The organism is Photobacterium sp. Ph5 (assembly GCF_022129445.1).
Lineage (GTDB): Bacteria > Pseudomonadota > Gammaproteobacteria > Enterobacterales > Vibrionaceae > Photobacterium.
Genome location: NZ_JADQAQ010000077.1, coordinates 1 through 13,634 on the forward strand (window position 1 = coordinate 1; position 13,634 = coordinate 13,634).

The window sequence follows — 13,634 nt, forward strand, 5'->3', positions numbered from 1 at the left end:
TGGACATAAAAGACCCCCAATAATTGGTGTCCAACTATTGGGGGTCAGTTCAAAACGTGGCTTATTTATTTCTCAGTTTTATAGTGATTAAATCTTCGGTGTATCGGTAACGACATCTGCGTTTTGACCGCGATGGCGTAATAAATGATCCATTAAAGTAATCGCTAACATCGCTTCAGCAATGGGTACTGCTCGAATACCAACACATGGATCGTGGCGGCCTTTCGTCACAACTTCCGCCGATTCACCCTGCTTAGTAATAGTTTCACCCGGAACAGTAATGCTTGATGTTGGCTTAAGCGCAATATGTGCCACAACATCTTGACCAGATGAAATACCACCTAAAATGCCACCAGCGTGATTGGTTTTAAAACCTTCCGGTGTCATCGCATCACGGTGTTCGCTTCCACGCTGTTCAACCACATCAAAGCCATCACCAACTTCCACACCTTTTACCGCATTAATACTCATTAAAGAGTGCGCAATATCGGCATCCAAACGATCAAAAACGGGCTCGCCTAAACCAACAGGGACATTTTGCGCAACCACGGTAATTTTCGCACCGATTGAGTCGCCTTCTTTTTTCAACTTACGGATCAACTCATCGTAAGCTTCAACTTTATCAACATCTGGGCAGAAAAAAGCGTTTTGCTCGATTTGATCCCAATCGACCTTATCAATTTTCACATCCCCCATTTGCGATAGGTAAGCACGCACTTCAATGCCATGAACTTGTTTTAGGTATTTCTTTGCTACTGCGCCTGCTGCAACACGCATTGCCGTTTCACGAGCAGATGAACGACCACCGCCACGGTAATCACGTACCCCATATTTTTGATGGTAAGTGTAATCGGCATGACCGGGGCGGAATAGATCTTGAATATTCGAGTAATCTTTAGAGCGTTGATCGGTGTTTTCAATCAATAAACCGATAGATGTGCCCGTTGTTACACCTTCAAATACACCAGATAGAATTTTTACTTCATCAGGTTCACGACGTTGCGTGGTATATTTTGACGTTCCAGGACGACGACGATCCAAATCATGCTGCATATCAGCTTCAGTTAATGTGAGTCCCGGTGGGCAGCCATCAATGATACAGCCCAGCGCCAAGCCATGGCTTTCGCCAAATGTGGTGACGCGAAATAGTTGTCCAATCGTATTTCCTGCCATTACTTCCTCTGTGATATCTCTATGCTTACATGCATCTTTAATTTTACTAATACTGACATAGTGCAAAGTTGTCCAATAGATTGCAAGAACAAGTGTGCAAATTGCCACCAGTGCCGTCTTTAAGAAACGAAAAAAGCGACAGGCTTTCACCTATCGCTTTTATTTAGCTCTTTAAATTAGAGATTAAGCCGTAGCTAATGCTCGTTCAGCCTTTGCTTTACGTACTTTTTTAAGTGTTACCGCAACAAGAGCAGTAACGACCATACCAGATGCCATACATAGTAGCGCAAGAGCAGGTTTGTTCATCACACCAAGTAATGCCACCACTGGACCACCATGTGCCACGCTGTTAGTGATACCGAAAGAGAAGGCCATCACTGCGGCAACCATACTACCTAGTACGTTTGCTGGGATCACCGACAGAGGATCTTGCGCAGCAAATGGAATTGCACCTTCAGATATACCCACTAAGCCCATTGCACCTGCCGCTTTACCTGCTTCAACTTCTGATTGCTCAAAGATATTTAACTTACGACCAAGTACCGTTGCTAAGCCCATACCTAAAGGAGCAACAGGGATCGCACAAGCCATTGCACCCATAAACTGTGTTTGACCATTTGCAATCATACCGACAGAGAACAAGAACGCGACTTTGTTAAATGGACCGCCCATATCAAAGCCAGCCATGCCACCCAGTACAATACCGAGTAATACCACGTTACCTGTGCTCATTTCAGTAAGCATGCTATTCATGCTATCCATCAATCCCGCGATTGGCGCACCAATAACGAAGATAAATAAGCTAGCGATAAACAAGGTACCGGTAATTGGCGCGATCAGGATCGGCACTAATGGCTGTACCATCTTGTGGTAATTACGTGTTGCAACCCAACGAACGAAATAACCTACCAGCAAACCTGCAACGATGGCACCAATAAAGCCAGTACCCGCACTTGCGCCATAAAATGAACCGTTATTAGCAATCCAACCACCAATGAAACCCGGTGCTAATGCTGGACGGTCACCTATTGCAAAGGCAATGTAACCCGCAAGAACTGGGATCATTAAGGTAAACGCAACAACACCAACATCGAGCACTTTTTGCCATAGACTACCCGCAGGAATTTGCATCCCAGAATCTGTTGGCTGACCACCAATTGCCAGTGACAATGCGATTAACAAACCACCTGTAACCACAAACGGGATCATGTGCGATACACCGTTCATCAAGTAGCGATATAAGTTCGAACGGGTTTGCGCGACTTTGCTTTCGCTAGAATCAGAAGTGTCATCACCATCAGCTTCATAAGCTTTCGCCACTAACGCTTGTTGAATAAGACCTTTGGCATCTTTAATTGGTGCTTTTACGCCAGTTTTAATCAGTTTTTTACCGGCAAAACGAGCCATGTCGACTTGCTTATCACAACTGACAACAATCGCTTCTGCACGAGCAATTTCTTCAGCTGTTGGGGAGTTCTTGACACCAATTGAGCCATTAGTTTCTACTTTTACTTCATAGCCAAGCTCAGCACCGGCTTTTTCCAATGCTTCAGCTGCAAGGTAAGTATGAGCAATCCCAGCAGGACAGCCTGTCACACCAATGATCAAACCTTTCGTTTGAGCTTGCATAACGGCTTGCTCTTTTTCTTCAAGTAATAAGGCTAAAGCTTCTTTTTCAGTCTTAGCAGCTAAGAATTTCTCAACAAAACCATCTTCAATCAACTTTGAAGAAAGCTCAGCTAATACTTCAATATGATGGTTATCGCCGTTATCAGGTGATGCGATCATGAAAAACAGTTGTGATGGTTTGCCATCTTCTGCGCCGTATTCAATACCTGTACGACTAACGCCAATCGCTACCGCTGGCTGTGCAACGGCTGCACTTTTCGCATGAGGGATAGCGATCCCTTCTTCAAATCCAGTATTGCCTAATTCTTCACGTGCTTTTACATCAGCAATGAATTGCGTTTTATCAGCCACGCGCCCTTGCGCTGCCAATATTTCAGCAATTTCATTAAACACCTCATCTTTGGTTTTCGCCTTAAGATTAAGGTTAATTAAGCTTTCGTTGATCAAGGAAGTGATCATGTTCTATCCCCAAGAATTATTTTTATCGCCCATCACACTGAGTTAGATGGATTTGAGTATGGGAATATTGTCTAGTGTTTGGCTACTTCAAAATAGAGCACAGAAAAGGCTTTAACTGGATTAATGTAACCTAAGAATAAGGATGTGAACTATCACACACTTTATTAAAACGTAACCAACTTGACAAAGAAAATGTAAAAAGCATTACTTATCAGGCACTTAAGTTAAAATGGAGATTTAAATACATACTGAAATCTGTAACGCTAAATTTTTAATAACTAGAAATAACACACATCTAATGTTTAATCTCAGCCTACTTTTAGTGAAATACTTCACACTATCAAAAACAAAAAAAGCGACAGAATATTCTGTCGCTTTAAATAAGTGCTAAGACGTTAGAACTGCTTAGTTGTAAGCGCGAGCAAAAGTACCAACACAAGTTACTTGATACTGCTCAGTATAAGCGGGAATAAATACAGACTGACCTTTCTCTATCACGACACTATCACCATTACTATGGGTCAATGTTACTGGTGCATCAATGGCAAAGACGATTTCAGCACTATTCACAGTAAGACTAATGTTGTCTACTTGCTTATAAATACTGAACTTAAAATCAGGAACAGGGATAGCGTAATGTAAACCGTTTTCTGCTTGTGTTGGGGCTAACAGCAATGAATCAAACGCCATTGGCGTGAAATAGGTGTTTGCAACGAGCTCAGGTACATCCATGTATTTTGGCGTTAAACCAGCGCGCAATACATTATCGGAGTTCGCCATGATCTCTAAACCAGTACCTTTAATATAGGCATGTGGCGTACAGGCACTAAGGAACATCGCTTCACCCGGCTGAAGGGTTAATACATTTAGCATTAACGGCGCAAATAAACCAATATCACCAGGGTATTGCTCAGCTAACTCTAATAATAAAGCAAACAATGGCTGATCTTTATGTGCTTCACTGTAAGCCAATAATACGTTTACCGCTGAAGCTTTTTGCTCACCTTCTAGTGATAACATTGCCGCAAAGAAATCACGTAAGCCCGCTTCCGTTTGATTGGCATTAAATACTGCTACTAACTCGCTGATAGCTGGAATTTCAAGTGCATTGAACTGCGCAGCAATGTCTTCAATTTGACGGAAACCATTCATCGCTTGGTACGGTGTTAACGCAAAGACTAACTCTGGCTTGTGGTTTGGATCTTTGTAATTACGGTTCGCCGCATTACGAGCAATGCCCATTTTCTCTTCTTTCGCAAAGCCTACTTCTGCTTGCTGCTTATTTGGATGAACCTGAATAGACAGTGCCTTTTCTGCCGCTAATACTTTAAATAAATACGGCAGCTCACCAAATTGTTGCTGGGTTTGTGCACCGATGATCGCATCAGGATCCGTTGCAATAAAGTCAGACAGCTTTACCGCTTTTCCCTGCACTTCAATTTCAGAGCAGCCATTAGCATGAGCGCCCATCCATAATTCTGCTTGCGGCTTAGCATCAGGGTTCACAATACCAAACAAAGATTCAATCGAGGTTTTACTTCCCCATGCATAATCTTGGATCACATTATTCATTTTAAAAAACACAGAACGGTGAGTACCAGCCATATTAATTCCTAAATTTATTATCGTTGTGCATCGATGAAATCGTATTCCACTTAGCAAATCTAAAAAGAACGAAGGGGAATGCCATTTAAGCAATGCTAAATGTTACATAAGTCAAAAAGTGGTACATCAATCAGGTCACCATAAGCCCTTATTCGATACAATCCATTAAGTTAGTTATGTTTTAAAAAATATTGCGCTGCACTATAACAAAAACAGCCATAAATATTTATTGCTAACTCACAATACCTCACAACATTGGGTGACTTAACGCAAATTATGGATACCGTATTTCTTAATCTTATTGATTCTATTCTCGAAGAGCGAGAAAGCTTTAACCATATTTGGTTTGCTAATGATCACACCACACCACCACAATTTAGTTATCAAGTGAATTTTCCTCGTCTTGAATTGGTATTTAAAGGCGAGTATATGAATCAATTAGAAGACGGCGAGTATGGCATTCGAGATATTAACTTAATGCTAGGTGATGCCCTGTACATTCCACCAAACTGCTGGAATAAACCCAATTGGATACAGAGTGTTCGGTATTGAGTCTACTATTTGGTAAAAGACAAATTGGTTTTAGTTTAGTCAGCAAAAGCAAAGACAATCCTAACTTTTTTGATGTGCAAAAACACTCAATCCAAGCCGCGACAGGACATGCTATTGATCCTATTTTATCGGCATTGAATATACTGGCAAAAGAGCCAACCAAAAAGCCAATGGATGAACACCTATTGTTGGCGCTCCTTAGCTATAGCCGCTCTATGCTCAATACCCCAGATAGGGTGAAAAAGAATCGTTGTGAAGATCTCTATCAAGGGATCTGTATTTATATTCAAGAGAATTTTCACCGCGCGATCAGCCGAGAATCCATCGCTCATCGCTTTAACATTACCCCTAATCACCTCTCGCGCTTATTCAGACAACAGGGACATATGCGGTTAGCAGATTACATCTGCTGGGTACGGTTAGAACGCGCAAAATTTATGCTCAATAAATACAATTTTCGTTTAGCGGAAGTAGCAACCCGATGCGGATTTCAAGATATGAATTACTTTTGTCGAGTATTTAAAAACAAAACAGGTCGTACACCAACTGAATATCGCAGCCTTAATCAGACGCTAGCATCGCCTCAATGATCAACGCTTGTATAACATTACTATCAGAGGCTTGGCGCAAAGCATCTGCAAAACGTTCTTGTAGTAGTTGCTTTGAAAACCGAGAAAAAGCCATGAGTACTGAACGCGATAAGGGCTTAGGTAATACCATCATCAATACCTTGCTTACATCTCCTCGTGTGCTATGCCAATCCATTTTCTGACAACAGGAAATCACCATTGCAGGCTGAGTAATGGGATCTATCATCACATGGGGCATCGCAATACTATTCCCCATCACAGTCGCAGAAATACTTTCACGCTTTTCTATCGCAGCTAACACCTCTTGATAGTCATCGACTTTAATCACCTTTTCATCCACCAGCGAACGTGTCATCGTTGCTAATAATTGTGCTTTAGTATTATCGCCCTGAATCTTTTTCAGCGTAATAAAAGACAGAGGAAAATCCAGCATTGCCATACGCTGTTTTAAAATACTATTCCCCTTACTATCGCTCGATGGCAACAATAACGGAAAAGCATATTCGTGAATAAAATCAGTTAGTACCAATAAGGCTAACTCAGCATCCACGCCAGTAATAACAAGCTGGCACAATTGATAAGGTTTACTTGCAAGCGTTGAAACGCGAAGAGGCTTAGTGACCGACTCAGAGCGTAACAGTTGCAAATTAAACACCTGCACATCGGAAGTTAAATAGCTGGCGAGCTTTTTCAATTTGTCTAACTGAAAAAGAGGTAATCCAGTGTGACCACAATAGAACGTAAGGCGTCTTTCCAACATCGTAATGCCTGCTATTGAGTAATTAATTGCTGGCAGCGTTTTAGCACAGCTTCTGGATCAACCAAGACCTCTTCAATAGTAACACAATGGATTTTACTGCCTGTGAATCGGCTGCGCTGCTCTACTTCAATATCTGAAGCTATCAAGGTTAAATCTGCTTTAGCAATATCTTGCAGTGTTAACTGATCTTCAATCCCCATCGCACCTTGCGTTTCAACGTGGATCTGAATTCCCATTTTATGGGCTGTTTTATTTAGCGCATCTGCTGCCATGTAAGTATGGGCGATCCCCGTAGGACAAGCTGTTACAGCAACAATTTTCATGCTATTTCCTTATTTACACATCGAATTACGCACCAATAAAAACGCCCTTTAAACTATCCACTCTGTCTAGAGAATGTATAAGAAACTAAAGGGCGTTATTTATCTATTTAAGTGTATTAATCTTCTCTTTTAGATTTCCACTTTTTGATGCCAGTACTTTTACCACCAAAACTTGGTTTTGAATCACGATCTGAAGTACGCGCTGGACGACGATTATCATTACGTCCCTGACCACGCTGTTGGCGCGCTTCACCGCTTTCTTCATTGCGGCGATTTTGGCGCTGACCGCCAGGGCGACGAGTAAATTCACCCGTACCACTGTAGGTTTTGAACGCTTTTTCTTGAGCACGCTTTTCATTACGCGCTTCTTGTTGGCGATGATCGTAAAGTTTCGCATCGGTGGCTTTAGCAATTTTACGACCTTCAGCATCAACTTTTGATGCTTCTTCGGTACCTGATGATTGTGCAATTAAACGGTTAATTTCACCGATTTCATCATCCGTTAAGTAGCGCCACTTACCATTAGGTAATCCATCAATCGTAATGTTCATAATACGTACTCGGCGAAGCTTATACACTTCATAACCAAGCGCTTCACACATACGACGGATCTGACGGTTCAAACCTTGAGTTAGCACAATACGGAAAGAGAAATTCGTTTCTTTCGTTACCTTACAAGGCAAGGTTACCGTATCTAAGATCTCAACACCTGACGCCATTTTTTCTAGGAATTCTGGCGTGATCACTTTATCAACACGGACTACGTATTCTTTTTCGTGAGAGTTACCCGCACGTAGGATCTTATTAACGATGTCGCCATCATTCGTTAAGAAGATCAAGCCATCTGATGGCTTATCTAAACGACCAATAGGGAAAATACGCTTGCGGTGACCAATAAAATCAACGATGTTACCTTCGATATGACGTTCAGTGGTACAGGTGATCCCTGTTGGCTTATTTAGTGCGATATAAATTGGACGCTCTTTGCTACGAAGTGGCTTATCATCAATAAGCACATCATCGTTATCCATTACGCGTACGCCCATCTCTGGTTTTTGACCATTAATAGTGACGCGTCCCTGATCAATCAGCTTGTCCGCCTCACGGCGTGAGCAATAGCCTGTATCACTAATGAATTTATTAAGACGAACCCCTTTTGGGCTCTGCTGTTCAGTTGGATTCTGTGACATGGTTTTCTTCTATAAAGGGCTTTAGGACGATCAGGGCATTACAAAATATAATAATGTTCCATATCTAATAGGTTTGAATTTTAGCTAATTTTCACAAGAGTAGAAAGTACAGCAATTAATAACCTATAAACCTACTAATTTATAACACCTTGTTGCATATATTCTAAATAAGAATAAAATGCCATTTTATCTTGATTTTATGATTAATATAGTATGAAAACGAAAATTAGCACTGCACTCATTATTGGTTCATTTTCTCTTCCAGTCTTAGCTCACACGTCAAATAATGGTGTAACACCTTTTATTAAGTCAAATAATCCACAATATTACATTTACCTTGGTTCAGGTACTTATGCTCCAAAAACAAAAGTGACAAGTAATACCAAAGCAATCTTAGAAAAAATGGATAATGACTTATCTATTAATGATTTTATAAAAAAAGAAAAAAAGCCTAACTTGTCAATTGGTGCTGGTCTGGATATTAATCAATACCTTGCTATTGAAGGATTTTACCGATACTCATCTATCGACTACAAAATACGAGAAACAGAATTAAAAGAAACATTCAGTGCAAATGAATTTGGTTTATCGATTCTACCATCAACAGGAAACATAAATAATAGCGGTATAAAATTGTTTGCGCGTTTATCTGCAAGCGCTTTAATAACAAAATTTAATGAATTTGAACAAGATTATAGCGGATTAGCTTTAGGTTTAGGTGCCGGAATTCAATGGAACATGAATAAGCAATACATGATGCGTGCTGAATATTTACATACCCAATTTGACCATTCTTTTTCTGATGTAGTAAAAGGCGATAACATCGATGGTATTCAATTGAGTATCGGTTACCGGTTCTAATAGAGAAGAGGTAGGGCGTTTAATCGCCCTATCTCTTGATCCTACTAATTATTTTGGTAAATCACCATGGCTAATACGCCCTGTGTAATCATGTTGCAGCTCTTTTTCTAACAAGCTTTCGACATAACCTGGTGATTTAGTCTTACCTGCCATTAAACGGTACATTGCAGGAATAACAAACAAGGTCACTAAGGTCGCGAACGCCATACCGAAGAACACCACAGTACCCACAGAGATACGGCTTTCAGCCCCCGCTCCCGTCGAGATAATCAGCGGAATTGCGCCAAATAAAGTCGTAAATGCAGTCATTAATATTGGACGCAGACGACGTACTGACGCATCAATGATCGCTTGTTCAAACTCAACACCTTTATCACGCAATTGGTTAGCAAATTCTACAATCAGAATACCGTTCTTGGTTACCATGCCAATAAGCATGATCATACCAATTTGACTGTAGATATTGAGCCCTTGCCCCATTAACCACAAACCAGCTAAACCACCGAAGATCCCCATAGGAACTGTCAGCATCACCACCAGCGGGTTTACAAAGCTTTCAAACTGCGCAGCAAGAACTAAGTAAGCCACTAGCAAGGCTAAACCAAAGACAATGGCAATACTGCTTTGATTATCTCTAAAGTCTTTCGACTCTCCCGCATAGGTAATCGTAATATCCGATGGCAACTTCTCTATTGCTTGTTGATCCAAGAAATTCAACGCTTCACCTAAGGTAAAACCTTCAGACAGATTCGCCGTTAACGTGATCGATTTCTGTTTCTGATTATGGCTAAGCTTCTGCGCTGAGGCGACTTCATCAATAGAAGCAACGGTATCAAGCGTGACAAGTTGACCATTTTTCGCACGTAAATAAATCTGACTAAGATCTGCGGAGCTATTAAAGCGATTCTCGTCACCACGTAGGTAAACATCGTATTCTTCACCACGCTCAACAAAAGTAGTTTCACTACGTCCGCCCAACATCACTTCCAGTGTTTCTGCAATATCTGAAACAGGAATTCCTAAATCCGCCGCACGCTGACGATCAATATTAACCATCAATTCCGGTGTGGTTTCTGCGTAATCTAAATCAACCCCTTCCATCATTGGACTGTCTTCTGCAATGTGTTTTAGCTCCGAAGCCCACTTAAACAACTCTTGATAATCAGAGCCACCGAGCACAAATTGAACTGGCTCAGAAGAACCACCGCGAAAGCCTGGCATAATTGGAATAACACGCACATCAGGAATCCCCGTTAGTGCTTTACTCACCATACCTAATGCTTGTTGTACCGACACACTGCGATCTTGCCAATCTTCTAACTGCATGATCACAAAACCAGTTTGATCTCCTGCTCGACCACCAAACGCGGGTGATTGGATACTGACAGATTTCAATACACCTTTACCCAACATTGGCAGCAAACGGCTTTCAACTTCATCCATATTGCCGATCATACGGTTATAACTGGTACCTTCTGCGCCTTTCACAAAGGCAAACAATACACCGCGATCTTCTTGTGGCGCTAATTGAGCAGGGATCACTTTCATCAACGCTGCACTTGCGCCAATACACGCTAATACAACAATCGGTGCGATAAAGCGTTTTTTAACCGCAAACGTAACACCTTTGCGGTAGACATTTTCAAGCTTATCAAACTGACGATTTACCCATAGGTTAAAGCGAGTTGGTTTTACATTGGCTTTTAAGATTTTACTCCCCATTACAGGCGTTAAAGTTAACGCAATTAATGAAGAGAAAATGACCGCCATCGCAAGCAATACTGAGAACTCAGTAAATAAGCGCCCTACCATGCCTTCCATAAAGGAGATCGGTAAGAACACCATCACCAGTACCGCTGTGGTCGCAATCACCGCAAACCCCACTTCACGGGTACCTTTAAAAGCGGCAAGCAATGGTGATTCACCCCGCTGCATGTGATGGAAAATATTCTCCACCACCACAATGGCATCATCGACCACCAACCCGATAGCAAGAATTAATGCCATTAAGGTCAGCAAATTGATAGAAAAACCAAAGAAGTACGCGGTAATAAACGCTGAGATTAACGATACAGGCACTGTTACCGCTGGAATTAAGGTTGCGCGTGCTTGTCCAATAAAGACATAAAGCACCAAAATAACCAAACCACCCGTGACTAATAACGTGCTGTACACTTCACTGATTGAGCGCTCTATAAATACCGTCGCATCATAATCAACCGTTAAACTTGTCCCTTCAGGTAAGAACTTCTGCATTCTCGCGACTTCTGCGCGAACATCTTTTGCCACTTCTAATGGGTTAGCATCAGACATAGTGACAATACCCAAACTTAAGTTAACGACCCCGTTGCTTTTAAAGGTTGAATTTTCGTTTTCTGCACCAATCGCAACATCAGCCACATCTTTTAAGTAAATCGGCGTACCATTTTCTGTGGTTCTAACCGTCAGGTATTTAAAGTCATTGGCCGTGCGGTATAAACGGGCAGTTCGCACAGCCATCACGGTTTGGTCATTACGTACTTCACCACCAGGTAATTCAACGTTTTCATCACGTAACGCATCAATAATATCTTTGGTGGTAACGCCACGACCTGCCATTAATTCAGGTTTCAGTTTTAGGTACATCACCTTATACAGGCCACCACTTAAACTGACTGAACTCACCCCATTAATTAAGCTGAAACGATCTTCTAATACTCGCTGAGCATAATCAGTTAACTGAGTACGATCCATCTCTGATGAGGATAAGTTGATATAGACGGCAGGCTCACCTGAACCATTGTCTTTCGACACAACAGGATCGCTCGCATCATCCGGTAGACGTCGTTGAGCACGGGCAACCGCATCACGCACATCACTGACACCTTCAGTAAGGTCCCAATCCATCGAAAATTCAATCGAAATACGTGACATACCATTTCGCGTAATCGAAGTGATGTTGTCAATGCCACTAATACCTGACAACTCATCTTCGATCGGAGTGGTGACTTGGCTTTCCATTACCGTCGCTGATGTGCCGTCATATGTAGTCATCACGGTAACAACTGGGCTTTCCACATCAGGCATTTCTCTTATGGCTAATTTAGAGAAAGACACCACACCAAACACACACAGCAATAAGCTTAAAACAATGGCAACAACAGGGCGTTTAACCGAAATGTCTGATAACCACATTAGCTACTTGCTCCATGCTGTGAATCATTCTTTTTTGCTGTTATATCCGAAACTTTTATTCCATCTCGCATATTCACTAATCCTTGAACAACAATACGATCGCCAATCTCTACCCCCTTATTAACGACTACGGTATTATCAATACGGGCACCAAGCTCCACTTCAGTTCGATGGACTTTTTGTTTATCGTCAACAAGGTAGATAAAGCGTTTAGTTCCTGAGTATTCAATCGCTTGAACTGGAATTACCGCTTTAGGTTGCGGTACAAAACCAATATCAGCAGCTAACAACATCCCAGGCTTAAGTGCATTATCTTTGTTATCAAATACCACTCGAACTTTGATATTTAAAGAATCGGTTTGAACACGTGAGTCAATCGCTTGTACTTCACCATTAAACACACGATCAGGCCATGCTTGGCTTGTTGCGATAACTTTCATTCCCGGTATAAGGTGTGAGAGATATTGTTCAGGAACAGGAATGTCTAATCGCATTGTCGAAAGATCGTCAAACGTCAGCAACTCCACGCCTTCAGCAACACGATACCCTTGGCTGAAATCAAACAGTCCAACTGTGCCATTGAAAGGCGCACGGATCATATGATCATTAAGCTCGGCACGCGCCGCTTTTAAACGTGCTTGAGCGATATTCACACTGGTTGTCTGCGCATCAATTTCCGTTTGAGTGATCGCACCACGTTTTATTAACCGTTTAAATTCGTTTAATTTACGTTGCTCATCATTGAAATAGGCTAGAGCTTCATCAAAAGCCGCTTTCGCTTTTTCATCGTTAAGTTGAATTAATAGCGTGCCTTTTTGAACACGTTGATTTGGCTTAACCTCGATATTTTTAATCTGTGCAGATGTTTCTGCTGCAATATTTACAGAGTGCTCAGCTTGCAACTTTCCGGTTAAAGAAAGTGATTGAGCGATAGGCATAGAAGAGACCGTTCCCGTCGTGACACTCACAACACGGCTTGATCGCGCATCCTTCTTTTCTTGCGCAGCATGAGAGGTTCCCTGAAAGTAGAAGTAACCACCAGATAACACTGCAGTTACTAATACTGCTACCGCTATTTTTTTCATTATCAACACACCATAAATAATCCTGCCGCAATCATATCTGAATCTACGGTTTAGCAACGTCAAGAAATGTAAATATAAGCAACAATTCGTAATCTGATGAAAATTCAGGCAAACACTCAGAATTTAAAAGAAAACGCTTTACAGGATCCGAATGTTTGCTATTATCCGCCCCGCACTTGTGGTGGGGTTCCCGAGTGGCCAAAGGGAGCAGATTGTAAATCTGCCGGCACTGC

At 41.7% G+C, this 13,634-nt stretch carries 9 protein-coding genes and 1 pseudogene; 2 read left to right on the forward strand and 8 right to left on the reverse strand.

What is annotated here, in order from left to right; translation table 11 throughout:
• Positions 1-87 precede the first annotated feature (87 nt).
• The 3 genes from aroC to manA form a co-directional block, all read right to left on the reverse strand.
• Entirely contained in the window at positions 88-1,173 is a 1,086-nt protein-coding gene (aroC, locus tag I3259_RS19035) for a chorismate synthase (RefSeq protein WP_238031280.1), read from the reverse strand.
• 183 nt (positions 1,174-1,356) lie between these two features.
• Positions 1,357-3,261: a fructose-specific PTS transporter subunit EIIC gene (locus I3259_RS19040; protein WP_238031274.1), complete on the reverse strand. Its 1,905-nt coding sequence runs from the start codon at positions 3,259-3,261 to the stop codon at positions 1,357-1,359.
• A 405-nt stretch (positions 3,262-3,666) separates the two neighbouring features.
• Positions 3,667-4,866: a mannose-6-phosphate isomerase, class I gene (gene manA / locus I3259_RS19045; RefSeq protein ID WP_238031275.1), complete on the reverse strand. Its 1,200-nt coding sequence runs from the start codon at positions 4,864-4,866 to the stop codon at positions 3,667-3,669.
• 276 nt (positions 4,867-5,142) lie between these two features.
• Here manA and I3259_RS19050 point away from each other — a divergent pair.
• Positions 5,143-6,008 (forward strand): annotated as a pseudogene (locus I3259_RS19050) (AraC family transcriptional regulator).
• Here the strand turns inward: I3259_RS19050 and I3259_RS19055 are convergent.
• The 3 genes from I3259_RS19055 to rluF form a co-directional block, all read right to left on the reverse strand.
• Positions 5,980-6,663 carry a PTS sugar transporter subunit IIA gene (locus tag I3259_RS19055; RefSeq protein WP_238031281.1) on the reverse strand — a complete coding sequence of 228 codons (684 nt, stop codon included), beginning with the start codon at positions 6,661-6,663 and terminating at the stop codon, positions 5,980-5,982. The pseudogene I3259_RS19050 and the gene I3259_RS19055 overlap by 29 nt on opposite strands.
• A gap of 116 nt (positions 6,664-6,779) precedes the next feature.
• A complete protein-coding gene (locus I3259_RS19060; RefSeq protein WP_045148262.1) occupies positions 6,780-7,091 on the reverse strand; it encodes a PTS fructose transporter subunit IIB in 312 nt (103 codons plus the stop codon).
• A 116-nt stretch (positions 7,092-7,207) separates the two neighbouring features.
• Positions 7,208-8,281, reverse strand: a complete 1,074-nt coding sequence (rluF, locus tag I3259_RS19065; protein WP_238031276.1) for a 23S rRNA pseudouridine(2604) synthase RluF — start codon at positions 8,279-8,281, stop codon at positions 7,208-7,210.
• Positions 8,282-8,494: 213 nt separating this feature from the next.
• Here rluF and I3259_RS19070 point away from each other — a divergent pair, with 213 nt between their 5' ends.
• Positions 8,495-9,142: a porin family protein gene (locus I3259_RS19070; protein ID WP_238031277.1), complete on the forward strand. Its 648-nt coding sequence runs from the start codon at positions 8,495-8,497 to the stop codon at positions 9,140-9,142.
• A 48-nt stretch (positions 9,143-9,190) separates the two neighbouring features.
• Here I3259_RS19070 and I3259_RS19075 read toward each other — a convergent pair whose 3' ends face one another.
• Both I3259_RS19075 and I3259_RS19080 read right to left on the reverse strand, forming a co-directional pair.
• Positions 9,191-12,316, reverse strand: coding sequence for a multidrug efflux RND transporter permease subunit (locus tag I3259_RS19075; protein WP_238031278.1), 3,126 nt, complete (start codon positions 12,314-12,316; stop codon positions 9,191-9,193).
• Positions 12,316-13,401, reverse strand: coding sequence for an efflux RND transporter periplasmic adaptor subunit (locus tag I3259_RS19080; RefSeq protein ID WP_238031279.1), 1,086 nt, complete (start codon positions 13,399-13,401; stop codon positions 12,316-12,318). Before I3259_RS19080 ends, I3259_RS19075 begins: the two co-directional genes overlap by 1 nt.
• Between the last annotated feature and the right edge of the window lie 233 nt (positions 13,402-13,634).

What these genes read in the sequence shown, in the direction of transcription:
- I3259_RS19070 (WP_238031277.1), top strand. Translation starts at nt 8,495, where the DNA reads ATGAAAACGAAAATTAGCACTGCACTCATTATTGGTTCATTTTCTCTT.
- manA (WP_238031275.1), bottom strand. Translation starts at nt 4,866, where the DNA reads ATGGCTGGTACTCACCGTTCTGTGTTTTTTAAAATGAATAATGTGATC.
- aroC (WP_238031280.1), bottom strand. Translation starts at nt 1,173, where the DNA reads ATGGCAGGAAATACGATTGGACAACTATTTCGCGTCACCACATTTGGC.
- I3259_RS19080 (WP_238031279.1), bottom strand. Translation starts at nt 13,401, where the DNA reads ATGAAAAAAATAGCGGTAGCAGTATTAGTAACTGCAGTGTTATCTGGT.
- rluF (WP_238031276.1), bottom strand. Translation starts at nt 8,281, where the DNA reads ATGTCACAGAATCCAACTGAACAGCAGAGCCCAAAAGGGGTTCGTCTT.
- I3259_RS19060 (WP_045148262.1), bottom strand. Translation starts at nt 7,091, where the DNA reads ATGAAAATTGTTGCTGTAACAGCTTGTCCTACGGGGATCGCCCATACT.
- I3259_RS19075 (WP_238031278.1), bottom strand. Translation starts at nt 12,316, where the DNA reads ATGTGGTTATCAGACATTTCGGTTAAACGCCCTGTTGTTGCCATTGTT.
- I3259_RS19040 (WP_238031274.1), bottom strand. Translation starts at nt 3,261, where the DNA reads ATGATCACTTCCTTGATCAACGAAAGCTTAATTAACCTTAATCTTAAG.